This window comes from Alicyclobacillus sp. CIJ1 (assembly GCF_057538885.1).
Window position 1 is genome coordinate 137,951 of record NZ_BAAJPH010000068.1, and the last position, 24,610, is coordinate 162,560.

The 24,610-nt window shown below is 61.5% G+C and carries 27 protein-coding genes and 1 pseudogene; 24 read left to right on the forward strand and 4 right to left on the reverse strand.

Translation table 11 applies throughout. From position 1 onward, the window contains the following. The first annotated feature begins 8 nt into the window (after positions 1 to 8). The 6 genes from AC27E8_RS06240 to AC27E8_RS06265 all read left to right on the forward strand — a co-directional run bounded on the left by AC27E8_RS06240 (position 9) and on the right by AC27E8_RS06265 (position 4,649). Entirely contained in the window at positions 9 to 1,016 is a 1,008-nt protein-coding gene (locus AC27E8_RS06240) for a LacI family DNA-binding transcriptional regulator (RefSeq protein ID WP_487111372.1), read from the forward strand. Continuing rightward, the gene (locus AC27E8_RS06245) at positions 980 to 1,774 is read left to right on the forward strand and encodes an ATP-binding cassette domain-containing protein (protein ID WP_487097260.1); all 795 of its coding nucleotides are present in this window, start codon (positions 980 to 982) and stop codon (positions 1,772 to 1,774) included. The genes AC27E8_RS06240 and AC27E8_RS06245 overlap by 37 nt, the downstream gene beginning before the upstream one ends. A 4-nt stretch (positions 1,775 to 1,778) precedes the next feature. Further along, the gene (locus AC27E8_RS06250; protein WP_487097258.1) at positions 1,779 to 2,792 is read left to right on the forward strand and encodes an ABC transporter permease; all 1,014 of its coding nucleotides are present in this window, start codon (positions 1,779 to 1,781) and stop codon (positions 2,790 to 2,792) included. Between the two features lie 68 nt (positions 2,793 to 2,860). Beyond that, positions 2,861 to 3,886 carry an ABC transporter substrate-binding protein gene (locus tag AC27E8_RS06255; protein WP_487097257.1) on the forward strand — a complete coding sequence of 342 codons (1,026 nt, stop codon included), beginning with the start codon at positions 2,861 to 2,863 and terminating at the stop codon, positions 3,884 to 3,886. 113 nt (positions 3,887 to 3,999) lie between these two features. Next, positions 4,000 to 4,362 (forward strand): DUF2508 family protein, encoded by a 363-nt coding sequence (locus tag AC27E8_RS06260; protein ID WP_237700067.1) that lies wholly within the window; start codon positions 4,000 to 4,002, stop codon positions 4,360 to 4,362. 17 nt (positions 4,363 to 4,379) lie between these two features. Then, entirely contained in the window at positions 4,380 to 4,649 is a 270-nt protein-coding gene (locus AC27E8_RS06265; protein ID WP_487097255.1) for a pro-sigmaK processing inhibitor BofA family protein, read from the forward strand. Here AC27E8_RS06265 and AC27E8_RS06270 read toward each other — a convergent pair. Next, positions 4,632 to 6,326, reverse strand: a complete 1,695-nt coding sequence (locus tag AC27E8_RS06270) for a putative polysaccharide biosynthesis protein (RefSeq protein WP_487097253.1) — start codon at positions 6,324 to 6,326, stop codon at positions 4,632 to 4,634. The two genes, AC27E8_RS06265 and AC27E8_RS06270, sit on opposite strands and share 18 nt — an antisense overlap. A gap of 213 nt (positions 6,327 to 6,539) precedes the next feature. Here AC27E8_RS06270 and AC27E8_RS06275 point away from each other — a divergent pair, with 213 nt between their 5' ends. The 9 genes and pseudogenes from AC27E8_RS06275 (at position 6,540) to rsmI (ending at position 12,339) form a co-directional block, all read left to right on the forward strand. After that, positions 6,540 to 6,761, forward strand: a complete 222-nt coding sequence (locus AC27E8_RS06275; RefSeq protein WP_014463052.1) for a sigma factor G inhibitor Gin — start codon at positions 6,540 to 6,542, stop codon at positions 6,759 to 6,761. Between the two features lie 176 nt (positions 6,762 to 6,937). Next, on the forward strand, positions 6,938 to 7,069 hold the full coding sequence (locus AC27E8_RS06280; RefSeq protein ID WP_014463053.1) for a hypothetical protein: 132 nt from the start codon (positions 6,938 to 6,940) through the stop codon (positions 7,067 to 7,069). Then, complete coding sequence (locus AC27E8_RS06285) at positions 7,066 to 8,466, forward strand: aminotransferase class I/II-fold pyridoxal phosphate-dependent enzyme (RefSeq protein ID WP_487097250.1); 1,401 nt, start codon at positions 7,066 to 7,068, stop codon at positions 8,464 to 8,466. Before AC27E8_RS06280 ends, AC27E8_RS06285 begins: the two co-directional genes overlap by 4 nt. Next, positions 8,459 to 9,100, forward strand: coding sequence for a dTMP kinase (tmk, locus tag AC27E8_RS06290; protein ID WP_487097248.1), 642 nt, complete (start codon positions 8,459 to 8,461; stop codon positions 9,098 to 9,100). Before AC27E8_RS06285 ends, tmk begins: the two co-directional genes overlap by 8 nt. A 16-nt stretch (positions 9,101 to 9,116) precedes the next feature. Next, a complete protein-coding gene (locus AC27E8_RS06295) occupies positions 9,117 to 9,446 on the forward strand; it encodes a cyclic-di-AMP receptor (protein WP_008337998.1) in 330 nt (109 codons plus the stop codon). A gap of 23 nt (positions 9,447 to 9,469) precedes the next feature. After that, positions 9,470 to 10,408 (forward strand): DNA polymerase III subunit, encoded by a 939-nt coding sequence (locus AC27E8_RS06300; RefSeq protein ID WP_487097247.1) that lies wholly within the window; start codon positions 9,470 to 9,472, stop codon positions 10,406 to 10,408. After that, a pseudogene (locus AC27E8_RS06305) lies at positions 10,402 to 11,037 on the forward strand (PSP1 domain-containing protein); the annotation flags it as partial. The gene AC27E8_RS06300 and the pseudogene AC27E8_RS06305, both read left to right, overlap by 7 nt. Before the next feature lie 42 nt (positions 11,038 to 11,079). Next, positions 11,080 to 11,385 carry an initiation-control protein YabA gene (locus tag AC27E8_RS06310; RefSeq protein ID WP_008338013.1) on the forward strand — a complete coding sequence of 102 codons (306 nt, stop codon included), beginning with the start codon at positions 11,080 to 11,082 and terminating at the stop codon, positions 11,383 to 11,385. 81 nt (positions 11,386 to 11,466) lie between these two features. Further along, positions 11,467 to 12,339 carry a 16S rRNA (cytidine(1402)-2'-O)-methyltransferase gene (rsmI, locus tag AC27E8_RS06315; RefSeq protein WP_487097245.1) on the forward strand — a complete coding sequence of 291 codons (873 nt, stop codon included), beginning with the start codon at positions 11,467 to 11,469 and terminating at the stop codon, positions 12,337 to 12,339. Between the two features lie 68 nt (positions 12,340 to 12,407). Here the strand turns inward: rsmI and AC27E8_RS06320 are convergent, their stop codons facing one another. Then, the gene (locus tag AC27E8_RS06320) at positions 12,408 to 12,650 is read right to left on the reverse strand and encodes an AbrB/MazE/SpoVT family DNA-binding domain-containing protein (protein ID WP_012809578.1); all 243 of its coding nucleotides are present in this window, start codon (positions 12,648 to 12,650) and stop codon (positions 12,408 to 12,410) included. Positions 12,651 to 13,292: 642 nt separating this feature from the next. Between AC27E8_RS06320 and metG the strand changes: the two genes are divergently transcribed. The 4 genes from metG to rsmA are packed head-to-tail and all read left to right on the forward strand — an operon-like array spanning position 13,293 to position 17,450. Further along, entirely contained in the window at positions 13,293 to 15,251 is a 1,959-nt protein-coding gene (metG, locus tag AC27E8_RS06325; protein WP_487097242.1) for a methionine--tRNA ligase, read from the forward strand. Then, positions 15,248 to 16,027, forward strand: coding sequence for a TatD family hydrolase (locus tag AC27E8_RS06330; protein WP_487097240.1), 780 nt, complete (start codon positions 15,248 to 15,250; stop codon positions 16,025 to 16,027). Before metG ends, AC27E8_RS06330 begins: the two co-directional genes overlap by 4 nt. Next, the gene (gene rnmV, locus AC27E8_RS06335; protein ID WP_487097238.1) at positions 16,024 to 16,599 is read left to right on the forward strand and encodes a ribonuclease M5; all 576 of its coding nucleotides are present in this window, start codon (positions 16,024 to 16,026) and stop codon (positions 16,597 to 16,599) included. The genes AC27E8_RS06330 and rnmV overlap by 4 nt, the downstream gene beginning before the upstream one ends. After that, positions 16,596 to 17,450 (forward strand): 16S rRNA (adenine(1518)-N(6)/adenine(1519)-N(6))-dimethyltransferase RsmA, encoded by an 855-nt coding sequence (gene rsmA / locus AC27E8_RS06340; RefSeq protein WP_487097236.1) that lies wholly within the window; start codon positions 16,596 to 16,598, stop codon positions 17,448 to 17,450. The genes rnmV and rsmA overlap by 4 nt, the downstream gene beginning before the upstream one ends. A 216-nt stretch (positions 17,451 to 17,666) precedes the next feature. Here rsmA and AC27E8_RS06345 read toward each other — a convergent pair whose 3' ends face one another. Beyond that, complete coding sequence (locus AC27E8_RS06345; RefSeq protein ID WP_014463065.1) at positions 17,667 to 18,620, reverse strand: R2-like ligand-binding oxidase; 954 nt, start codon at positions 18,618 to 18,620, stop codon at positions 17,667 to 17,669. Positions 18,621 to 18,731: 111 nt separating this feature from the next. Further along, positions 18,732 to 19,523 (reverse strand): esterase/lipase family protein, encoded by a 792-nt coding sequence (locus AC27E8_RS06350; protein ID WP_014463066.1) that lies wholly within the window; start codon positions 19,521 to 19,523, stop codon positions 18,732 to 18,734. A gap of 217 nt (positions 19,524 to 19,740) precedes the next feature. On the opposite strand from AC27E8_RS06350, the gene AC27E8_RS06355 reads away from it, so the two are divergent. The 5 genes from AC27E8_RS06355 (at position 19,741) to AC27E8_RS06375 (ending at position 24,429) form a co-directional block, all read left to right on the forward strand. Continuing rightward, the gene (locus tag AC27E8_RS06355) at positions 19,741 to 20,958 is read left to right on the forward strand and encodes a DUF6114 domain-containing protein (RefSeq protein WP_487097234.1); all 1,218 of its coding nucleotides are present in this window, start codon (positions 19,741 to 19,743) and stop codon (positions 20,956 to 20,958) included. 51 nt (positions 20,959 to 21,009) lie between these two features. After that, positions 21,010 to 21,600 (forward strand): DUF6230 family protein, encoded by a 591-nt coding sequence (locus AC27E8_RS06360; protein ID WP_487097233.1) that lies wholly within the window; start codon positions 21,010 to 21,012, stop codon positions 21,598 to 21,600. An 81-nt stretch (positions 21,601 to 21,681) separates the two neighbouring features. After that, on the forward strand, positions 21,682 to 22,203 hold the full coding sequence (locus tag AC27E8_RS06365; RefSeq protein WP_487097232.1) for a hypothetical protein: 522 nt from the start codon (positions 21,682 to 21,684) through the stop codon (positions 22,201 to 22,203). A gap of 37 nt (positions 22,204 to 22,240) precedes the next feature. Next, on the forward strand, positions 22,241 to 22,615 hold the full coding sequence (locus AC27E8_RS06370) for a hypothetical protein (protein ID WP_487097230.1): 375 nt from the start codon (positions 22,241 to 22,243) through the stop codon (positions 22,613 to 22,615). A 293-nt stretch (positions 22,616 to 22,908) separates the two neighbouring features. Next, entirely contained in the window at positions 22,909 to 24,429 is a 1,521-nt protein-coding gene (locus AC27E8_RS06375; RefSeq protein ID WP_487097229.1) for a LuxR C-terminal-related transcriptional regulator, read from the forward strand. The last annotated feature ends 181 nt before the right edge of the window (positions 24,430 to 24,610 follow it).

Genomic DNA, 24,610 nt, shown 5'->3' on the forward strand with positions numbered 1-24,610 from the left:
CTGTAACTATGAAGGACGTAGCTCGGGCAGCGGGGGTTTCCGTTGCCACCGTGTCGCATGTGTTGAACGGGACTCGAAACGTGTCCGACGTAACACGGAGACGCGTCGAAGAGGCGATTCGTTCTACAGGTTACTCTCGCAATGAAATTGCAAGGGAGTTGAAAACAGGCGCATCCGATCTAGTCGGTGTGCACATCGTGGACTACAACCCCTTTTATACGGATGTGCTTCGAGGCATTGAACGCGCATTGGAGGGGGAGGGCATACGCTTTGTCGTTGCGAGCACTGGTGAGAGCTGGTCGCGACAGCTGGAATTGCTTAATGCGATGATTGCTCGTCGCATGAGAGGTCTCATTTTGGCTCCTGTAGACGGTTTTGACGCAGAACGCGTTGCTCAGTTGGTACCTCCGGACACGCGGGTGGTCTTGTACGACCGAGAGGTTCAACCTCCTCTCTTCCCGGTCGTCACGTCTGATAATTTGTCGGCAGCTCGGCAGATCGTCGATCACTTTGCGGATCATGGATACCAGAACGTCGGTATCATTGCCAGCGGCGAGCACATTTCTTCAATGCAACATCGCCGTGCAGGCTTTGTACAGAGAGCCAGAGAGTTGGGTTTAAACGTTTACGTCTTCGAAACGGAGTCGAATGAAGACGGAGGTCGGCGCGCAGCTCATAAGGTAATGGAATGCAAGCAACAAGGTGTTTCAATTGAAGCTCTGCTAGTCACCAACAACCTCATGTTGACCGGAGCCCTGTCCGTATTTCAGTCTGTTGGATTGCGGATAGGCGAGGACATTGCAGTGGCTGGATTTGACCATCACTTTTGGTGCGATGCAATGTCTCCGCCCCTCACGATGGTCAAACAACAGGCAGAGCTCATGGGAAAGCGTTGTGTAGAATGGCTACTCCAAGGCGATAGTGGGGTAGGAGTTATCGAAAGGCTGCCGACTGAACTTGTCATAAGGAGGTCATGCGGATGTCGGTCACCGCAGTTGAAAGCGAACCTGTGCTAGTTGCCAAAGGCATCTCCAAAAACTTCGGCCGTATTCAGGCTCTTGTTGATGTTGATTTTGAGATTCGACCTGGAGAAGTGGTAGGGCTTGTCGGGGACAACGGAGCAGGGAAGTCCACGCTTATTAAGATTTTATCGGGGGCGTTGACCCCTGATTCGGGTGAGATCTGGTTGCGCGGAGAGAGGGTGTCCTTTCATTCTCCAGCAGAGGCAAGAGCGAAGGGGATTGAGACGGTATATCAAGATCTAGCTCTGGCACCACATTTAACTATAGAAGAGAACATATTTCTTGGCCGTGAGATCATCGGACGGGGCTTAAAGAGGATAACGGGACACTTGGATAAAAAGGCGATGGTCGAGCGCTCAAGAGAGATTCTCGAACAACTCCATGTTCGCGTCCGTTCGATGAAGGTTCCTGTGGCTGAACTGTCCGGTGGACAACGTCAGGCGGTTGCGGTCGCAAGAGCCGCCGCATGGGGAGAAAGTCTAATTATCCTTGATGAGCCGACCAACCATCTCGGGGTTGAAGAGGTCGAAATGGTACTCAATCTCATCCGACGCTTGCGCGAGCGCGGTCTGCCCGTGATCTTCATTAGCCACACACTCCCGCATGTTCTTGAAGTCACAGACCGCATAGATGTGATGTTTCTTGGCAGGAAAGTGGCATCTCTGAAGACATCAGACACTCATCTGGATGAAGTGGTGTCATACATCACTGGTTCACGTGTATCGAATATTCCGCAGGCGAAGAAGGGATGAACTTATGGCCATGGATACCGTGCGAGTCATCGAATCCCCCGATACACAGCATAAGAGGCTAACGCTACAGGATCTAGGTGAACTTTGGACTCTAGGAATTTTAATTCTTCTGGTGATTGTGTTTTCTCTAGCCGCACCGGGGTTCTTCTCTGTTCAGAACTGGGTGAGCACAACGGTTGCGGCTTCAAATACCATCATCCTGGCGGTCGCAGAAACGTTCGTCATTCTTACTGGTGGCATTGACCTCTCCGTAGGAGCGATTCTCGGTTTGTCAGGAATGGTGGGAGCGGAGGTGATGCAACTTCTTTTACCTAAGGGAGATGCTCTGTCATTGGTACTAGGCATTTTGGCGGGTGTATTCACGGGGGCAGTGTGTGGGCTCATCAATGGCTTTGTGGTATCCGTGATGGATATCACGCCCTTTATCGCAACACTGGGCATGCTGGGGATTGCGACGGGAGCAACATATCTCATCACCAATGGCACCGATATTGTGAATCTTCCTCAGGAAATATCTAAAATTGGGGATTGGGTCATCGGTGGCGTACTTGGGTTTCCGGCTCTGGTCGCACTCGTGGTTCTGCTGGTGGCTTGGTATTTTCTTCGCAAGACACGGTTCGGTAAGTACACGTATGCGGTCGGATCCAACATGGAGGGCGCTCGTCGCTCAGGCATCAACACACGGGCTCACTTGTTCAAGGTGTATACGTTGTCAGGGTTTCTTTCCGGGTTGGCGGGTATGCTCATTGTGGCTCGACTCGCTACGGGGAGTCCGCTCGAGGGGGCAAATGATGAGCTTAATGCCATCGCGGCGGTTGTCATCGGTGGTGCCAGCTTATTCGGCGGGAGAGGCAGCGTGATCGGCTCGACAATCGGGGCCTTGATTATTTCAGTGTTGATTTCTGGGTTGGTGATCATGGGCGTCCAACCATATTGGCAAACAGTTACGATTGGTATCATCATCATCTTGGCCGTATTCGTGGATCAGCGACGTTATCGAAACCGCGTCTTAAGGTAATCCGGGATTTTTCGCTTAGGATGCCTGATGCCACATTGAAAACCGAATTCTGTGATTGGGGTGTGCATATGAAGACGAACAAGCGAGTTCGTAAGGCAGTGGGTTTGATAGGCTCTACAGTCGTCGCTATGGGGCTGGTCGCTGGGTGCGGAACGGCAGCCAATACGGCAGGGAGTCACAGCACGTCTCTCGCTTCGAGTCAGCAATCGGCTGCGTCATCGAAGCAGTTCGTAATTGGGTTCGTCCCAGGTGAAACGACGGATCCGTTCTTCATCAGCATGGCGTATGGTGCACAGCAGGAAGCAAAAAAGCTGGGCGTGAAACTAATTTACGAAGGAGCATCCACCTATAGCCCGTCGGCGCAGACGCCATACGTGAACGCGATGGTATCCAGGCACGTGAACGCGCTTATCGTTTGTCCCACCGATTTAACGGCCATGATTCCTCCTATCAAGCAGGCCGTGAATGCCGGGATCAAAGTCCTAACTGCGGACTCTACCATCAGTGATGCCTCCCTTCTCACGTCGCGCATTACGTCTGACAACGAGCAAGGCGGCGCAGCAGCAGCGGATTTCCTAGGTTCTATGGCTCATGGTCAAGGTGTCGTAGGTATTCTTGATCCATCGCCTGGCATCTCAACGGATAAGGCGCGCGTGGATGGTTTTATCGCTGAGATGAAGAAGAAGTATCCCAAGATTAAGGTCGTGATCGAGTACGATAATGAGCAAACCACACAAGCTGAACAGTTGGCACAAGACTTAATGTTGCATTATGGGAAGAACTTGGTTGGAATCTTTGGGACTGACGACACGTCGGCTTCTGGCGCCGCGCAGGGTGTAAGATCGTCAGGCTCGGCGACCCACGTAAACATTGTGGGATATGACGCAGAGCCGGCTGAAGTCCAGGATCTGAAGGAAGGCATGATCTCGGCCCTAATTGCACAAAAGCCGATGATTGAAGGAGAACTCGCTGTCGAGTACGCTGTGCAAGCGTTGGAGCACAAACCTGTCCCGAAATTCGTGCAGTTGCCTAACGTTGTGATCACGAAATCGAACCTCGCGCAGAATCAACAGTGGATCTATCGTCAATCGTGAGCATGGTTGAGGGCGCGGACTTATCCCGCGCCCCTGCTTGTTTCTTACAGTCATATTCCGCGTCCCTCTCGTCTATGATGTACTAACTTGGACAAGGGAGGGACCGGAGCGTGATGCCATCGGACCCCAAGCCGTCTCCACAAGCTTCTGCTGCGCACACGGTTCTGCCGTGGGCGCGAAGGCGATCCGGCACTTCCACCCTGTCGGAGACCGAACGCTGCGTGCGACCGGACCAGCCGGATTCCATGGATCGGCAGCGTTTTCTCCGCGAGGTTCTGAAGAGCTGGCGCGAGCTCGAGATCGCGAGGCGGCAGTTCGAAAGCGTCTCGGATCCACTGCTCATCGACCACGTCGTGTTTCGCATGAGCGCCGCGGAACGCCAGCTCAATTACCTATTTCGGCTCGCGCGGGAATACGGGATCTCGTTCGACGGCCCCGAGTTCGACTGGACCTCCGACGAGTGGCGCGTCGAGTGACGCGAGGAGGATCGCCCATGCATGTCTCATCCGTTTGGCTTTGGTGCGGCGCCGTGGTACTCGGCGCCTTCATGGCGAGCCAATTTTTCCAAAAGCCCAGTCGCGCGCTCCTGTGGATGCTACGCGGGCTCCTAATCGGATGTCTGCTCATGGCAGTGGTCGACGCCATAGGCAGTTACCTCGGCTTCCACTTTCCTCTCAACCCCATCACCGTGCTTGCGGCTGGCTTTCTCGGACTGCCGGGGCTCGCCGCGCTTGTCGTGCTTCACTTATGGGTACTTGCGTAGCCGCTCTGTGCCAGGCCGCCGGGGCGGCTTGCGCAATCTGCGGGCCATTTTGCCGAGATACTTGCCGACACCCGGCACGCTGCGAAACTCTTCTTCCGTCATCGCGCCGGATCGCGCCACGAGCAGCAGGTAGACGAGCGCGCCCACCCCTCCCGCGACCAAGAGCTCGATCACGGCCGCCAACCGCCCCTCCACGCCGTGCCCCGCATGCAGCAACCGCCCAAGTCCGTAGTCTGCGCCAAACATCGCGATGGCCGCGACGAGCGCCGACCGGAAGAAGGGACGCATGAGGCGGCGCAGCGAGAAGCGCACTTGACCATACTTGCGCACCGCGGCCACGTTGAGAAGAGACGAGACGATGTATCCGCATGTCGTGGCAAGGGCCGCGCCGAGCGCGTTGTGCAAGCCCAAAATCAGCGCGAAGTTGAGCGCAGTTTTGATGCCCAGGCCGAGGAACATGTTCCGCACGGGGCGGTACATCTTGCCGAGGCCTTGCAGCACGTAGGTGGAGATGAGCTCCATGCTGGCGAAGATGCTCATGAACGAAACCGTCGAGATGATGTCCGATCCGGCCGTTGTCCCGAACAGAGCCAGGTTGATCGGGCGACTCAGGACAAGCAGTGCCGCCGACGTGGGAAAGCTCATGAGAAACATCGTTCTCAGTGTGAACGTGATGTTCATCTGCAGGTCCGCCTGGCTTCGTTTCGCTTTCGCTGCCGAAACGCTAGGTAGCACCGATACGCCGATGGCGTAGGCGAAGGACATCGGTAACATGACGAGGTACATCGCCTGACGTGTCAGGATGCCGTAGTTGGCGACTGCCTGGGCGTAGCTCTCGCCGCTCACTTGGAGAAGATTGGTCACTGTCCACGAGTCGACTAAGTTGGCGATGGGAACGACTAAGCCGCCCAGGCTGACGGGAAGCGCAATGCGGTACACCATGCGCAGGATCTGCCTGCTGCGAAATGGGCTGTCGTCGTAGCCTAGCGGTCGCTCGCGCCTCCGAATCGGAAGGGCAAACGCCACGAGCAGAATGAGGCCCGCTAGTCCGCCCACAAACCCTCCGAACGTCGCCGCCGCTGCACCGTACACCGCGCGATCCCGGTGCCACACATCCACCACGAGATAGGCGCCTACCACCATCGCGATGACGCGGAACAATTGTTCGAACGTCTGCGAATACGCGGGCCCTTCGAGGCGCTGAAAGCCCTGGAGATAACCGCGCAGACCGCTCATCGCGGGGATGACAAGCAACATGAGCGACACCGCGCGCAGACTTGGCACGTTTTGCTCCACGGACGCCGCGCTGTCCTTGAGCGACACCATGTGCGCGAAGATCGGCGCTCCGAACCACATCACCGCGAAAGCGCAGACACTGAAGATCATGAGGGAGCGCATTGTGACGCGGTAAATGTGTTCCACCACCGCGCGTTCCCCACGCGCTCTGCGTTCGGCAATGAGTTTTCCCATGGCGAGCGGAAAGCCCGAGGTCGCAAGTTGCTGAAGAATATTGTAAACGGCGTAGGCGTTTCCGTAGATGCCGTTACCTGTCGGTCCGATGATCGCGGTCACCGGAATGACCCAGACGAGCCCCAACACCTTCGCCAGGGCCACACAGATGACGTACAGAGAGGTTCCGCGAGCCAGTTTGGCCGTACCCGATCCGGGCGAGTTCACCTCTCCACCCCCATTTCGAAGAGATTATAGCACGGAGCCTTACCCGAAGCCCGAATCTGTGGCTAGCTTCGGACCCACGCGCGTGACACGACATACGGTGGGAGTGTGGCCATGGAAACGAACGTCGCGGACTGGCGTATGCGGAGGCGGATTTCGTGCAACAATGGACATGTGCGGGCGACAAAATGGCCTCTCTGAGAAGGTGATGGTGCGATGAGAGAAATGGCGGATCTCGAGGAGCTTTGGGGTACGGCTCTTCCCTCGGACAACTGCATCATCTGCGGCCGTACTGGACAAGAGGGCATGCGGGTGTGCGGGCAACTGATTTGCCACGCGTGTGAGCGCGAGATCGTCCAGACAGATGTCGAGGACGAGGCCTATCGCCGCTATGTGGAGCAGATGAAGCTGATTTGGCTATCGGCTTTGTCGCTGTGAACGTGAGTTTTCGGCTCCTGCGGGGGCCGCGGGCGCATCGCAGCTGCGGTGCGCCTTTCGCGTCTGCAGATTTCGATGCGGCGGATGGCCTGGGCTGGAGCGCTTCGCGGTCGGCCGGCGAGCCATGGTACAATGAGAACATCCTTCGGAGGCACGAAAAGGAGCGTTGAAACGGCTTGAACAAGGTCATCTGGCCACTTTTCGGCCTGCTGTACGCCATCGCGAGCGCAGGCGCGCTCGGTTGGCTCGTTCGGCACGAGGTTCGCAGGCGGGCCGACCTGTTTCGCCGCGGAGGTTCGGGCGAGTGAAGAGGAGCAGGGAACTTGGCTCTGTCGAGACGCCCATCCTGGATTGCCTGATGCGCCATGCGGCGCGAGAGCGGGCGTCCTTTCACGTGCCGGGACATCACGGCAGATATCTGCCCCAGCCGCTATCGGCGTGGTTGGGACAGGCCATCAAGCTCGATCTGACGGAGCTCCCGGGGCTCGACAACTTCCACAGTGCGAGTGAGTGCATTGCGGCATCTGAGGAACTTTGCGCGCGCCATTACGGTGCTTACCGAACCTATTACTCTGTCAACGGCGCTACAGCGTGTGTCATGGCGGCGCTCAAGGGCGCGTGTCCGGTGCCCGGCCAGCGCGTCCTCATCGCAGGCCCGTGCCACATGAGTGTCTGGCGGGGGCTGGTGTATGCCGACGCATGCCCCGTCTTTGTGCCAACTCGTTGGCTTGCGGAGCGGCAGGCGTTCGATCCGCCCTCGCCCGCTTTGCTCGAGGCGGCGCTCCGCAGGTGTGCAGACGTGCAGGCCGTCTACGTGACGAGTCCCACGTATCAGGGTTTGGTGGCGGATGTACGCGGGCTTGCCGAAGCCGCGCATCGCCACGGCGCACTCCTTCTCGTGGACGAGGCGCATGGCGCGCATTTCGGCCTCGATCCGCGCCTACCTCCTCACAGCGTAGCGGAGGGAGCGGACGTGGTCATCCAGAGTCCGCACAAGACGCTGCCTTGCCTGACCCAGGCCGCGTGGGTGCACGTGATGCGCCCGGAACTCGCGGACGCGATTCACGAGGCGCTCCTCTTTCTCCACACCACCAGTCCGTCCTACTTGCTCTTGGCCGCTCTCGATGCCGCGCAAGCTTTTCTGCGATCCGGCCAAGACCTGGTCAAGGAGACGCTGGATCGGCTGCAGGCGTACCGCGCGTTTGACGCCGGTACCGATCCGATGCGGCTCTGGATTCCGACGGGTTCCAAGGCGCGGAGCGCCCAACTCGCTAAGCGGCTCGAAGACGCGGGCATGTTCCTCGAATACTGGGACGCTTCGGGCGCACTGGCGCTGTTTGGCTTTGGACAGACGGAGCGAGAAGTGGCCCGCTTCTTTGAGGCGTATCGGATCTGGCGCGAGGAGGCGGGGGAAGTGGCAAGTGACGGCGGGTGGGCGGGCGCCGACCTGTACGAGGCGCCCGCGGAACTCGCTGTGCGCCCGGGTGTGATTCACCACGCGCCAGGGCGGCGCGTGCCGCTGCGCGAGGCCGTGGGGCACATCGCCAAGCGGCCCGTCGCGCCGTACCCTCCGGGCGTGCCGGCCCTCTGGCCCGGACAGGTCGTCTCCGAACGACACGCCGAGCTTCTGGCGCGGCTGTGGGAGGACGGCCACGACGTGGTGGGCGTGGGGGCAGACGGAACGATTGAGGTGTGCGATGCGTAAGGGGCTCCTCATCACGTTTGAAGGCATCGACGGCGCAGGAAAGACGACCCAACTTCTCCGGCTCGCATCCTGGCTGGAGGCGCAAGGGCTCCCCGTGGTCGTCACCCGGGAGCCGGGTGGCACGCGCATTGGCGACGCGGTCCGCGCCATTTTGCTCGATCCGCGCCATCAGGAGATGGCGCCGCGGACGGAAGCGCTCCTGTACGCCGCTTCCCGGGCGCAGCACGTCGAGGAGCTTATCAGGCCCGCCCTGGCGCGGGGCGAAATCGTCCTGTGCGACCGGTTCGTGGACGCGTCCATCGCCTACCAGGGCGCAGGGCTCGGCCTCGGAGAGGCTTGGGTCGAGGCGCTGAACGAGTACGCCCTCGGCGGCCTGCGCCCGGATTTGACGCTCTGGTTCCATCTCGATTGGGCAACGGCGCGATCGCGCCTTCGGGCCCGCGCGGAGGGTGCTGGACTCGACCGGATCGAGCGCCGGGACGAGGCGTTTTTCGAGCGCGTGGCGGACGCGTTCGAGCGGCTGTGGCGTGCGGCGCCGGAGGTGCGTAAGCGGATCGACGCGTCGAGATCGCCGGACGACATCGAGCAGGAGATCCGGGCGCTGGTATGGAATCTCATCCAACAACACTTGTAGAGGTGGGTGAGCCCACATGAAGCTCGTGATCGCCGTGGTTCAGGATAAAGACAGCAACAAGCTGGCGCAGAACCTCGTCAAGGAGGATATCCGCGCGACGAAGCTGGCGTCCACCGGCGGCTTTTTGCACGCGGGCAACACGACGTTTCTCATCGGCGTGGAAGACCATCTGGTGGACCGCGTGATGCAGATCATTCAGCGGTCCTGCAAGGCGCGCGAGCAGGTGGTGGCTCCCATGTCGCCGATGGGGGCGAGCATGGAGTCGTACATTCCCTATCCGGTCAATGTCCAGGTGGGCGGCGCGACGGTGTTCGTGCTCGACATCGAGCGGTTCGAGCAGTTCTAAAGTTTGGAAAGGCGGTCGACGGCTTGGAAGCGTTCAAAGCGAATGGCTGCCTGGATGAGGCGGTCGGGCTGCCGGAGGTCCTCGTGAGGCGGCTTCGCTCAGGTCAGCTCTGGCACGCGGTGCTCTTGGTGGGCGAGCCGAGCCAGGCCGAGAGGGCGTCGAGGTGGCTCGCTCAAGCGCTGCTCTGCGAAGCGCCGCGGGCGGATGCGCCGTGCGGGCGGTGCCGAAGTTGCGCGCAGTTTTCGGCCGGATCGCACCCCGACTTTTGGGCTTCGAGAGAGGAAGGGCTCAAGGCGGGCGACGTGGAGGCGCTGCAAGCGTGGCTTGCGACGAAAGGCCATGGGACGCGCAAGGTGTACGTTCTCCACGGCGCCGATGAAATGACGCCTGTCGCGGCCAACCGCATGCTCAAGACCCTCGAGGAGCCTGCGCCGGAGACGTACGCGATTCTGACCGCGAAGAGCCGTCAAAGAGTGCTGTCCACGCTTCGATCCCGCTCGTTCACCTGCCTCCTTTCTGCCTCGCCTCCTTTTCTCTCCACGGATCCGACGTCCATCTCGGTCGTGGCGCGCGCCGCAAGCGCGGAAGATCCTTCGTTTGCCGGGCTGATGGAACGGGTGATAGAATGGACGGAGACGTGGCTCACCGGTGGCGCGTCGCCCTGGGAGATGGCCGCGTCTTGGCAGTCGATGACAAAGGATGTCCCCGCGGAAGACGGCCTCTTGCTCCTCGCCGAGTGGCTCCGCGAGCTCATGCGGGTTCGCGCAGGTGGCCAGGTGGAGCGGTTTGCGGAGTGGCAAGAGGTCGCGAGGCGCATCGCTCCCATTCTCGAGGTGGAGCAGTATGCGGCGTGTGTTCAGGCGGTGATGGAAGCGAGACTGCGCCTTCAGTCGCACGTCGCTTGGCTGCTCAACCTTGAGCAGATGTGCGTCCGTTTGCGGGAGGTTACAACCTCATGGTGACGATAGTCGGCGTGCGCTTCAAACCGGCCGGGAAGATTTATTATTTCGATCCCGGCGATCTTCCGATAGAAAAGGGCGCGGACGTGATCGTCGAGACCACGCGCGGCATCGAGTGCGGGCGCGTGGTGGTGGGGCCGAAACAGGTGGCGGAGGACGACGTCGTCCTGCCCCTGAAAGAGGTCATGCGGATCGCCACGGACGCGGACCGAGCGGTGGTGGAGGAGAATCGCCGGCGCGCCAAGCAGGCGATGGGGGTGTTTCGCGAGAAGGTGGCGAAGCACGGCCTGGAGATGAAGCTCGTGGACGCGGAGTACACGTTCGACCGGAACAAGCTCATCTTCTATTTCACCGCCGACGGGCGCGTGGATTTTCGCGAACTGGTGAAAGATTTGGCCAGCGTGTTCCGCGTGCGAATCGAGCTCCGGCAAATTGGCGTACGGGACGAGGCGAAGATCCTCGGTGGGATTGGCCCGTGCGGGCGCCTGCTGTGTTGTTCGACCTGGATGGGTGAGTTCGATCCCGTCTCCATCCGGATGGCGAAAGATCAGAGCCTGTCGCTCAATCCGTCCAAAATCTCGGGCCTGTGCGGCCGCCTGATGTGTTGCTTGAAGTTCGAGAACGACGCATACCACGACCAGGACGCGATGGCGTAAAGAGGTTGGTGTCCAGGCATGGACAAACAATCGCTGTTTGTGCAGGTTGCGAATTTGGAGGCGCGCATCGGCGAGCTGTACGAAGAGCTCGGATCGCTGAAACACCAGATTCAGGAGCTCATCGAGGAGAATCAGCGACTGCGGCGAGAAAACGAGCATTATCAGGCGCTGACGATGGGAAAGGGCCTTGCGGAGTCGGGCTCGGCGCAGGAGAACCTGCGCCGCATTTATCGAGAAGGATTTCACATCTGCAACGTCAAATATGGGAGCCTGCGCACAGACGGGGAATGTCTGTTTTGTCTGGCGTTCATCGAACGCGCTTGACGGCAAGGGCCCGTTCGGCGCGCCTGCGGGCGCGATCGAGCGGGCTTTTTTCGCAGGATGCAGCATGGGGGAGAAAAGGCGTTGGGAGACCAGATGACACCCGAAGGCGGATGCCTGTACGTCTGCAGCACGCCCATCGGCAATTTGCGCGACGTCTCGCTGCGGCTGTTGGACGTGCTCCGCGAGGCGGACATCATCCTGTGCGAGGACACGCGGCAGACCCGCAAGCTCCTGAGCCGCTACGAGATTCCGGCTGGCGACAGGCTTGTGAGCTTTCACGAACACAACGAGGCGGCGCGCATCCAGTGGCTCGCGGACCGGCTGCGCGAGGGGAAGCGTGTGGCGCTCGTCAGCGACGCCGGGACGCCGCTCATCTCGGATCCCGGCGATGCGGCCATCGCCGCCGCGCTCGAGGTCGGCGTGCCCGTTGTGCCGGTGCCTGGCCCGAGCGCCTTCCTCGCCGCGCTGATGGCGAGCGGGCTGCCCGCCACGCCGTTTATGTACCTGGGCTTTCCGCCGCGATCGCGCTCGGACTTCGCGCGCTTCCTGGCGCCGTATCGGCAGCTTCCGGCCACCCTCGTGATGTACGAGGCGCCGCACCGCGTGGCGAATCTGCTTCACTGGCTCGTCGAGGAACTCGGGGATCGGCCGGCGGTGCTGGCGAAGGAGATTACGAAGCTGCACGAGTCGTTCTGGCGCGGAACGCTTCAGGAGCTCGAGAGCCGGTTGGCAGCGGAGGGGGCGCGCGGAGAGTACGTGGTCGTGATCGACAACCGGGGCGCGCAGGCGGAGCATGAGGGGCATGAGAGCGAGGAGGCGCGCTGGGCTGCGGCCGTGCGCGAGGTGGAACGGCTGATGGAAGAAGGGTGCTCGCATAAAGAGGCGGTCAAACGGGCGAGCGAAGCGCACGGCGTCAAGCGGCGGGAGCTGTACAATCGCACGCTCGGCGAGTGAGCCCGCAAGAAACGAAACAAGCCGCAGCGCAAATTTCTTTGCCGCTGCGGCCTCACGTTATCGACGATTTACGCGTGCTGCATCTCGGCGATGCAGGACGGGCAGATGTTCTTGCCCTTGAAGTGGATGATCTCATCCGCCTGACCGCAGAAGATGCAGGCCGGCTCGTACTTCTTGAGAATGATGCGATCTCCATCGACGTAGATTTCGAGCGCATCCTTCTCGCCGATGCCGAGCGTGCGGCGCAACTCGATGGGAATGACCACCCGACCGAGTTCGTCCACCTTGCGGACAATACCTGTAGACTTCACTGTACCATCCCCGTTTCTTTAAAATTTTTCTGTATGTCTCATAGAAATATCCGCACGGCCAACCAGCGAGACGCCTGCGTCATGCACGCCGCTTCGTCGCTATCACGCCATGCAAATACTTCTATACTCTTACTATAATGGATGCGCGGAGTTTTGCAAGACCTTACAGTTCTGATCCTGGCTGTTCCACGATTCCGATTTCTAAAAAACCGCGAGATGATGCGGTTTTTGGCGAACAAAAAATTTTTTTGTGCGCGCTGTTCCACATTTGCGTTTTGCGGCTCCATTGCGTAAGATCAAACATCATGTTCGTTCCGTGACAAGTGCATCCGGCGCGGTGAAGGAAGGGTACCCAGTGGCGCGGTTTGCAGCGAGCCGGGAGGGTGGGAGCCGGCAACAGAGCGGCTGGGGAGTATGATTCTGGAGCGCCGCTCGTCGAGCCTGGGCAGGCGTCCGGTGAGGCGAGCGCGGGAGTTCCCGTTATCGAACAGGCCGGGCTATGTCGCGCTCGGCCGCAACGAGGCGCGAGCTGTTCGCGCGAAGTTGGGTGGTACCACGAGCAATCCTCGTCCCAATGCGGGACGGGGTTTTTTTATGAGCCGCGCGGCGCCGTCCGCGCGAGTACACGATTGAAAGGCGGGGATGTGCGTGAAACCGACCTTCTACGTCACAACGCCCATTTATTACCCGAACGACAAGCTTCACATCGGCCACGCGTACACCACCGTGGCCGCCGACGCCATCGCGCGTTACAAGCGCCTGCGGGGCTACGACGTCTTCTTCCTCACCGGCACCGATGAACATGGCCTCAAGATCCAGCAGCGCGCGGAGCAGGCCGGGCTCGAGCCGAAGGCGTTTCTGGACCCCATCATCGCCTGGATTCAGGACCTGTGGAAGAAGCTCGACATCTCCTACGACGATTTCATTCGAACCACGGAGGCGCGTCACGAGCGCGTGGTCGAGCAGATCTTCGAGCGCCTGCTTCAGCAGGGCGACATCTACCTCTCCGAGTATCAGGGGTGGTACTGCACGCCTTGCGAGTCGTACTGGGCGGAGCGGGAACTCGTGGACGGCAGGTGTCCGCAGTGCGGGCGCGAGGTCCAGTTCGTCCGCGAAGAGTCGTATTTCTTCCGCATGAGCAAATACGTGGATCGCCTGCTGCAATACTATGAGGAAAACCCGGGCTTCATCGAGCCCATCTCGCGCAAGACGGAGATGATCAAGAACTTCATCGAGCCTGGGTTGCAGGATCTCTGCGTCTCACGCACCTCGTTCGACTGGGGCGTGCACGTGCCCTCCAATCCGAAGCACGTGGTGTACGTGTGGCTCGACGCGCTCGTCAACTACATCTCGGCCATCGGCTATCTCTCGGACGACGCGGATGAGCGCGCGAAGTTCGAGCGCTACTGGCCTGCGGACGTCCACGTCGTCGGCAAGGACATCGTCCGCTTCCACGCGGTGTACTGGCCCATCATCCTCATGGCCCTTGGCCTGCCCCTGCCGAAGAAAGTGTTCGGCCACGGATTCTTCCTCGTCAAGGGCGGCAAGATGTCGAAGTCGAAGGGGAACGTGATCGACCCGCTCTCGCTCGTGGACCGGTACGGCCGAGACGCGTTCCGCTACTTCCTGCTGCGCGAGATCCCGTTCGGGCAGGACGGGACGTTCACGCCCGAGGGCATGGTCGAGCGGCTGAATTACGATCTCGCCAACGACTTCGGCAATCTCGTCCACCGCACCGCCGCCATGCTGAACCGGTTCAACGACGGCGTGGTGCCCGCGCCGGGATCGCTCACGGACGTCGATCGCGCCCTTCGCGATCTCGCCGCCGAGGTCAAGGCGAAGGTCGAGGAGAACATGGACCAGCTCCAGTTCTCGGTGGCGCTCGCGGAGCTTTGGAACCTCGTGCGCGCGGCCAACAAGTACATCGACGACTGCCAGCCGTGGAAGCTGAACAAGGAGGGCGAACGGGAGCGGCTCGCGACCGTGTTGTACCATATGGTCGAGGCCATTCGCGTCTCCGCCATCCTCGTGCAGCCCTTCATGACGGATGCGCCGAAGGCCATCCGCGAGCAATTCGGCTGGGGAGAAGAGGCGTTTGCGTGGGACAGCGCCGAAATGGGCGTCGGCCCGAGCGGGCAAAGGGTGGCCGAGCGGGAGCCCCTGTTCCCGAGACTCGATGTGGAAAAGGAGATTGAGATCTTGACGGAGATGACAGGTTCAGCCCAGCAGGCCAGCGCGGAATCGAAGCTCGAGGAGACCAGCAACGTGGTGCACAAGGACGAGATCACCATCGACGTCTTCGACAAAGTGGAGCTGCGCGTCGGCCAGGTGCTCGCCTGCGAGAAGCACCCGAACGCCGACAAACTGCTCGTGCTTCAGGTCGATCTCGGCGGTGAAACGCGCCAAATCGTGTCCGGCATTGCGAAGTACTACAAGCCCGAGGAGCTCGTGGGCAAAAAGGTGGTCGTCGTGGCCAACCTGAAGCCCGTCAAACTGCGCGGTCAGGACTCGCTCGGCATGATCCTCTGCGCGTCCGAGGGAGATACGCTCTCCATTGTGACGGTGCCGGACAGCATGCCGAACGGAGCGATTGTGAAGTGAGGCTGTTTGACACCCACTGCCACCTGATGGACGGCCGCTTCGCGGACGATCTCGACGATGTCCTGTCGCGCGCGCGCGAGGCGGGCGTCGAGCGCATCGTGGTGCCGGCGGTCGATCTCGCCACCTGCCGCGAGGTCATCCGCATCGCGGAAGCGCACGACGGCGTGTACGCGGCCGTCGGCATCCACCCCGAGTCGGCGGGCGACGTGCCGGAAGGCGCGTACGACGAGATTGAGCGTATGGCGCAGCATCCGAAGGTGGTGGCCATCGGCGAGATAGGCCTCGACTATTACTGGGACTCCGCGCCGCGCCCCGTGCAGCAGGAGGTCATGGAGAAACAAATCGAGCTGGCCAAGCGCGTGGGGCTGCCCATCATCGTGCACAACCGCGAGTCGACCGAAGACGTGTTGGCTCTGTTGGCTCGCACCCGGCCCGGGGACGCGGCGGGCGGCGTGATGCACTGCTTCAACGAGCGCGAGGAAGTCATGCGCCGGGCCGTCCAGCTCGGCATGTACATCTCGTTCGCCGGCCCCGTCACCTACAAAAAGTCGGACGATCTCCGGGCGGTAGCGGCCATCGTGCCGGAGGACAGGCTGCTCATTGAGACCGACAGCCCGTATCTTTCACCGCACCCGTTTCGCGGCAAGCGCAACGAACCTGCGCGCGTGGCGCTCGTCGCCGAGGCGCTCGCCGCGAGCCGCGGCGTGCCGGTGGACGAGATCGCCGAAATCACGTGGCGGAACGCGCATCGCCTGTTCGGGAAGGTGGAAGCATGACCGATTCGCGCCCGAAGCTGCGCGAGGTCGTGGTGGTGGAGGGGCTGCACGACAAACAGCGGGTGGATGAGGCGGTCGACGCCGAGGTGCTCATTCTGGGCGGCGATCGCGTCAGCCGCCGCACGGTGGATCTGCTCCGGCGCGCGGTCGAGGTGCGCGGCGCCATTGTGCTGACGGACCCGGACGGCGCGGGGGAGCGCCTCCGGCGCCGGTTGGACCAGCTGGTGCCGGGCCTCCTGCACGCCCATGTTGGCAGAGCGAGCGCCGCGTCGAGTCGCGGCATCGGGATTGAGCACGCGAGCGCCGAGGACGTTCGCCAGGCGCTCATCGAGGCGCGCGGTCGCGACACGCCCCCGGCTGAGCAAAGTTCTGGTGAGACGCCCGAATTCACCTTGGACGATCTCGTCCGCCACCGGCTCGTCCATCATCCGGATGCGGCCAGCCGGCGCGAGAGGCTCGGGGAGTGGCTTGGCATCGGCTACGGCAACGCGAAGGCGTTTTTGCACAAGCTGAACGCGTACGGCGTCACGCGCGAAGCGTTTGAAGAGGCCGTCAGGAGGTTGGATGGATGACCGCAGTGTCCGCGCGCGAGGTAAAGGAACTGCTGCGCCGGCATGGCGTGATCGCGAAGAAGGGCTATGGGCAAAACTTTCTCGTGGACGCGCGCGTGCTGGACGGCATTGTGCGCGCGGTGGAACCGGATGCGCGCACGGTGGTGCTCGAGGTGGGGCCGGGACTTGGCGCGCTGACGGCGGCGCTCGCCGCATGGGCGAAGCGCGTGGTGGCGATTGAAAAGGACGAGAGCCTGCGCCCGGTGCTGGACGAGGTGCTCGCTCCGCATGAGAACGCCGAGGTGGTGTACGAGGATTGCCTGAGGGTGAATCTCCGAGCGCTCGTTGCGCCGCGGCTCGATGAAGGGGATCGGCTGGTCTTTGCGGCGAACCTGCCGTATTACGTGACCACGCCCATCCTGTTTCAGGTGCTCGAATCGGGGCTGCCGGTGTCGCGCGCCGTGGTGATGGTGCAGAGGGAAGTGGCAGACCGCATGGTGGCCAGGCCTGGCAGCAAGGACTACGGCGTGCTGTCGGTCGGCGTGCAGTATCGCGGGGAGGTGCGGCGGCTGTTCAATGTCCCGCCGAGCGCCTTTTTGCCGCAGCCCGGGGTGGACTCGGCTGTGGTCGAGATCGACTGCGACAAGCGCCCCGCCGTGCGCGCGGCGGACGAGGAGGCGCTGTTTCGCGTCGTGCGAGCGGCGTTCGGGACGCGGCGCAAGACGCTAGAGAACGCCTTGGCCGCAGGACTCGGCATGCCGAAGGAGTGGGTGCGCCAGAAGGTGGTCGCGGCCGGGATTGACCCTGGAGCGCGCGCCGAGCAACTGTCGCTCGCGGACTTCGTGCGGCTCGCGGACGAGATGGAAAAGTAGAGGGGAAGCGCTCGGGGGCGCTTCACGGCAGAGGTTCGGCCGAGATGGCGTGGACACGGGCGGCCGCGATGCGCGGTAGGTTTCATCGCGGTACAAAAGAAGAGCTGAACGGCAGGCGTTCAGCTCCGGACTTGGGGATGGAGAGCCAGAGGCCGTGAGAGGCACGGCCACGCAGGTTAGGGGGCCGCGCCAGACTTCGCCGACGCGGCCAGGCGATCACTGCTCGACGCCGACGGTCTCCTCGGTGTAGTAATAGATTTCATCGACAGATTTGCCGCGGGCGCGCTGCAGGACGCCGAGGCGAGTGGCAAACTGCTTCTGCGCGTAGGCGACAAATTCGTCTGGGTTCAGTCCGAAGGGTACATCGGTGATGCCGAGTTCTTCGGCGAGTTTCTGGGCTTCCTCCGTGTCGAGTTCGGCGTTCAGATCCTGGACCACCCCGATGGCGTGCGGCAACAGCAGGTTGATCCGCCGGTTGACGACGTCCCAGATATGGGCGTTCTCGCTGATGAGCCGCGACAGCAGGTATGTGCCGTAGCCGATGTGCCGGGACTCGTCGCGCTGAAGCAGACGGATGGCTTGGATGAGTCCGGGCAACTTGTTTTCCTTTTGCAGCGCGGTGTAGAACGCGTAGTAGCCAGTCTCCGCGAGTACACCCTCCACCACCATGTTGTAGGTGACAGAGGCTTCCGCCTGCGCCTCGGGGGATGGATCATGCACTAAGCGGCCCATGGCCTGCGGCAGGTATTCATAGAAAATCTTGCGGTAATGGTCTTTGTGAAAAACGGACAGATCCGACGTTTCACCAGCCACTTCGTCGAGGAAACGACGAAACACTTCCGTGTGTTTGGCCTCTTCGAAGAGGAACGTCGTGAGGTACATCTCTTCCTCCAGGCGCCCTTCGCGCGCCACCGCCATGATGAGCGGCAACAGGTCGAGTGTAACCGCTTCCTCTCCGGCGACAAACAACGAGCACAGGCGGAGGATGACGCGGCGCTCGGCTTCGTTCATCCCCTGCCAGTCTTCCTTGTCCTTCGTGAAATCGATGTCCCGCGGATCCCACGTGCCAAGCTTCTTCGCCTTGTGATACAACCGCATGGGCAGAATGCTGTGGTTCAAGCGCTTCTCGCTCGTCGTCTGAAAAACGCGTGGCGTTTCCGTCAATGCCATGGGTGTCGCCTCCAGTGCATCGAATTCTACCCCTACCATACGGGGCAGGCCTGGAGGCAGCCATCCCTGACTTCGCGGTGAATCGAAGCGTTGAACCCCAGAAGCCAGGGATCAGGGGAGCACGGAAGCACAGAGATCGGCCACCTTGGGGTCGGAGACGAGATGAAGGTGATTGTGGTCGGCGAGATCGGCCAAGTGTTGGCTTTCCGGGCAGAGCGCGTGGTCCACAGGGACGAGTCCATCCGACGAGCGGCGCATGAAAAAATGGTACAGGGTGCCGATGAACAGTTCGCCGCCTACCCCCCAGCTGACGCCGCGGTGAATGCCGCGCACGGTGTAGAGGGGGACGCCGCTCGGCCACGGGTGTCGCCGGACAAAGTCCTGGACAAACCGCGGGGTCAGATTGCGGAACGCGCGGCCAGCGCCCACGCAGTAGCCGAACCACAGGAAGTCCCGCGCCATGGGCGCTCCGCCGTAAGGCGTTCCAAGCGTCACAGCCGCTGCCACGTCGCTCGGGAACTCGCTCGCGTACCTTCTCAGCACGAGCCCTCCCATGCTGTGCGCGATCACGTCGAACGGGCGGGTGAGCCCGCACTGGGCCTCCAGGAGATCGAGCTTGCGGCACAGGTACTCAAACTGCCGCTCCACGGTGTCGCAGCCGGCCCCTTGGTGAAGGGTCCCGGCGAAATGCACGTATCCCTCGGGGTATTCCTCGCTCCAGACGCGATCGCTTCGGTTCAAATGCACCACAAAGACGCGATCCGACCCCCAGATGGCCAGACATCGCCGCAAGAACGCCTCCGTCCAGCGGTGTGCGTTCCGAAGGCCGTGGATGAGGACCAAGGGGTAGGTCTTCGGCGCGATCGTCTTGACAGATTCAGAAGATTGGAGCGATAGTGTCACTAAGAATCCCTCCTCTCAACACTATTGTCAGGATGTGTCGAACCGGGGCAACCCCTTATTTCTCGGAGTAAAGTTCCCACGCCGAAGGGATGGGGGGAGCGCTCGCCGCGTATTAGCATAAGCTCAAACCCCGCGATTCACCGAGCTGAGGTTGCAGGCGCGTCGAGCGAGAGCACCCGGATTTCGGGGATTCAGGCGATCGAGGGGGTTGAGACCAATGGCGACCGCGAATCCAAACGAAGGCGAAGGCGCCCGCAGCGCGGAAGCCGCGGGGGATGGCCAGGCGCAGCCGAAGCCGCACGTGCTTCAGTACGCCATCACGCCCACCCGTTGGCCGGGGCCCGATCCAACGGCCATGACGGAGTGGCGTGAAAACGTATTCTTGCAGCTCGGAACGCGTGCTGCGGATGGTTCATCGGCCGCGACGGAGGCGCGGCGGTCGGGTTCCGAACGGCATTCAACGGCGGTCGACAGTGAAAAGCGCCCGCCGTCGGATGAGGCAGAGGGCCGTGCTCCGCAGCAGGCGTCGGCAGGCGTGCAGGAAGGCGAACGCGCAATTGCAGCCGGCGAAGTCCTGGGTTCGCCGAATCCGCCGGAGGAAGATGCCGCCACTGCACCGGCCGAGGCGCCGCGCCCGCGGAGGAGGCGCCATGAGGCGGTCGACCCGGCGCTTTTGCTCCCAGCCGCCGCGAAGGAGCATGCGCAGGAGACTGCCAAAGCCCAAGAGGGGGGCGATGACGCGGATTCTGCCGGTCCAATCGAAAACGCTTGCAACAACGATTTGGAAGACGTGCCGCCAGGCGCGCTGACGCCCACTCAGATTGTGCGCGGCGATCCGCTCCGCCTGCCGGACGAGGATAGGCGCCGCAAGGGAAAGCGAGTGCAGGCGACGCCGCGAAGAGGAGGAATGGTTGCCATGGAGCCGGAAACGGTGTCGGTCACGCCCGCGCCTGAGTCCAGCCCCAAGTCGCGAGAGACTGGCGTGATTGTCGACGTGGAAGCGACGGAAACCACGCCAGTGCAGCCCGCGCGCAAGGGCTTTCGCCATTGGCGGCGAACGCGGCCGTTCACGGCGGGGTTGCTCTCGATGCTCGGGGGCGCCATCGTGGCCGCAGGGCCGGTGAGTCTGTTGCATGTCGTCGCGTTTTCGCAGTCCAGTGTGCCCATCGGCGCAGCGGTCGGCATCCTGATTTTCATCATGGGCCTGTTGGAATGGGTGTTTCCTTTCTACGCGATGCTGACCGGCAGTATCACGGTGGTGCTCGCGCTGGTGTCTCTCGTCGTAGCGTCGTTTGGCGGCCTGTTTGTCGGCATGTTGCTCAGCCTTGTGGGTGGTGCGATGGCGGTGGCGTGGCGCCCAGTGCAGCCGAAGAAGCAGAAAAGCTCCAAACCGAAGGCGCCGAATCTTCCTAACACGCCTTCCGCTTCCGCATAAACCATCTCTCATGAAGAGGTATGTAAGCGAATTCTTAAGGAGGGGTTCACGATGTATCCAGAAATGGCGATACCCATGGAAGGGCGCACGAATTGGAAGGTGTTTGCCGGCGTGTTGGCCGGTGGCGTGGCAGGTATCGGCGCGTTGACTGGCATGGTGATGAACGGGGTGGTGTCCGCTGCCGTGAACCTTCCGATTCCGTTCACGGTTCAGGCGTCGAGCATCAACGGCTCAGGGTTCAGCCTGGCGCCGGGGCAGGTGCCGAATCAGCAGCAAGGCGCGGCTCAGATTGTGATGAACGGCACGCTGCAGAACATGACCATTACCAAGCAAATTAACACGCCACTTGGCACGTTCAATATTAACATTAGCGCCGGCACCGGTAGCACGCCGGTGCAGGCGACGGGCATGACGGTGTACGCGTCGAGCCTCGGCGGCGACACGAGCTTCCCGCAAGGCCTTTCGATGGACGCTTCGACGGGCACGCTGTCCGGCAGCCAGCTCCAGATGAACAACGCGACCCTGCAGGTCCCGTACCTCAGCACCCAGAGCATCACGCTGCCGGGCATGTCGCTCTCGATCACGCCTGCGTCGAGCAGTTCTTCGAGCTCCTCTGGCTCAAGCACTTCAAACGGCACCTGATTCGCATCGCTGGTTCACGCGTTCCATGGGGAGCGGGCGCCCGCCGCTCCCCAATCCAATCCAGGGGCAGGGGGGATGAGCATGAGGCTTTCGAGTGTGTGGGAAGCCGGGTCCAGGCGCCGCGCGAAGGCGGCGGGCCTCGCGGCGGCCGCAGCCGCGTGCGCCATGACGCTCATGCCAGCTTCGGTGCCCCGCGCGGGGACGCTTCTTCCCGGAAGGGTTCCCTTCACGCTTCGGGCGTCCGAAATCATCGCGCAGAACGCGGTCATCAGCATTCTGGGTGAGTCGATGTCGTTCTCAAGTGCTTCCATCCAGGGGATGAGCTTGACCTACACGGCGGGCGGGCACACGTATACCATCGCCGTCAACGGAACGGCTTCGGCGGGGCAGACGGTCATCAAGACGTCGCTGTTCAGCACGCTCAAAGACGACATTGGATCGCTCTTTCACGTGCAGTCGCCGAGCGTCGCAGTCGTCCTCGCGGACGCGCTGATTCAGAAGCCCATTCCGACGCTTGTGCTCACCAACGTCAACTTGACCATCGATACGTCTATGAACACCCAAAATATTCAAATGCCCAGCATGCAGATGACCGTGAGCTAAGGCAACAAGCGCATGACCTGCAAAGAGGGGTGATCCCGTGAGCTCTCCGGCGCCGTTTCTGCTCAAGGCAACGAGAATCCAAGCGAATCAGGCCAGGCTGAATGTGCTCACGAACACCTTGTCGTTCCAATCCGCCACCATCGAGGGCATGCATATTGCGCGGACGGCGGACGGCCACACGATGTCCATCGCGTCGGGGGGCGTGGTCAAAGTCGGCCAGACCAAGATCCAAACCTCCGTTCTCCGCAACCTCGCGAGCATTGGCAGCTTCCGAAATAAGCGGGACGTCCTCCTCCTGCTTGCCGGTAGCACACTGCCTCATCTCGAGTTGTCTCGCGTCGAGTTTACCATCGACGGTTATCTCACCACGTCGCATGCGGATATCCCGGTCATGACGCTCTCCATGACCTGACCGCCTGCGCTCGCCGTTGCCCAGCTTGCGGGGTCATGCGCGCGTCTTCGAGGCGCCACCGGGCAACGGCACCTCCACTCTCCCCCGGGGCCGTTGTGCTCAGACAGGCAAGCGATATCCTTTTCTTGTTTCCCCGTGCGAATTCCTCTATAATGTCGCTAATACTCCATGGTGCGTGCGGATGTGAGGAAATTCGAGAGAATGGCTCGGTTCTGAACTTGAGATGGGGCGACGTATCATCAGGATATCACTTGCCAAGGTTGTCGCTCTGGCTGCCCGAAGGGGGATGTACGATGAGTCGTCCGTCGCCGCTTCCGCCGTCAGGAGAATCGCTTCCAAAAAAAACACTGCAGTCGGTGTTGCAAACGCTGCAGGCGCAGGAAGCGGAGTGCCGCATGAACTGGAGCCTGCGCATGGCGCGGCTCGAGATTCCGGAAGTCACACAGCCTGTTTTGACGCACCTTTTTCAGTTTCTTCTGAGAAATATTGAAAGCGCTCTCACCGATGAGCAGGCGCTCGTCCGCGCGTTTCAGGCCGAGGTCATGCGCGCCCAGCCGAGCGTCATGGCTTCGGACGTCTTGGTCGTGGTCGGGTTCCTGGAAGAGTTGATGATCTCCATGGCGTGGCGGATGGTCGAGCCGGCTCAGATCGAGTCATTTGTGCGCTTCGCGCATCGGCTCTGCTTCGATCTCGCCCGCGAGGCGCTTTCTGAAGGATACTTCCCGGCGAAGCTTGCGGCCCGCACGCAGTACATGTGTGACGCGCCGCTCGTGAACTGGCTGAACGTGCTGAGCGCCGAGTGCGACTGGAAGTGGTTCGCGCTCGCTCGGACGAGACCTCAGGTGAACGTCGAGGAGTCTGCGCTCTACGTGCCGGAGACTCGCATGTGGACGGCCGAGGCGCCACATCCCGAGCGGACGGAACAGGTGCGAAAGGCGCTAGCGGACGGATCGCCCTTTGTGGCCGCCGTCGGGGACAACCTGTACGCGGTCGCAGAGGCGCGGCACGATCCGCTCACGATTCGCCGCTTCCGCCAGACCGCGCAATGGATCCAGAATGCGCTCCAGCTCTCCATCTACGTCCGCGGCGGGCACGGCAGTGGCCGCGCGGAACTGCTCGAGGTCCTGCTGGAGTTCGACGACGTCCTTGCGTCGGCCGGCGACATGAACGAGCTTCTGACCTGCGTTGTGGAACACGTGTGCCGGCGCGGCGGATTCAAGCGCAGCGCGCTCTTCTTGTACAATCCCATCACTCAGACGGTGGAGGGCGTGCACGGCTACAACGTGAACGTGGAAGAGATCATGCGAATCCGGCAGACGGATCGCGATATTCCCTCGCTCACCCAGTTCGTGCAAATCGCCAAGCCCGTGTTCCTGAAGGACGTAGGCAACATCCTTCCGCAATCCTACGTGAACAAGTTTCACCTCTCGTCGCTCTTGGTGTGCCCGGTGATTGACCATCGGCGCATGCTCGGGATCATGCTGCTCGATCACGGCGGGCGGCCGTTCACGCCGGACAATGCCACGATTCGCATGGTCGAGGCCATGTTGGCGAGGGCCGGGCGGATGATCGTCATGCAGATGTATCGGCAGGCGGGTGCGGCTCCCATCACGCCGCTCACGACCTTGACCAAGCGCGAGCGCGAGATCCTTCAGCTCATCGCGGACGGCGTCGATACGAAGGAAATTGGGCGCGCCCTGCACATCAGCGACTATACGGTGACGGAGCATGTGAGCTCTATTTTGCGGAAACTAGGGGCGAAAAACCGCACAGAAGCAGTTGCCAAGGCGATGCGCGAACGCATCATCCACTGAAGGTCCTCAAGGGGTGCGGCCGCAGCGTGTCCCCCCGCCGCGGTCGCGTCTGCGAAGAACCCCAAGGCTACCCCATAAGTTCGGGATTGTTGTTCACAATATTGCAATATTTCGGGGAGGTCGGGGCCGGCGGTCTGCGCTACAATAGCACCAAGCTGTTATATATCAGATAGGTGCTTCG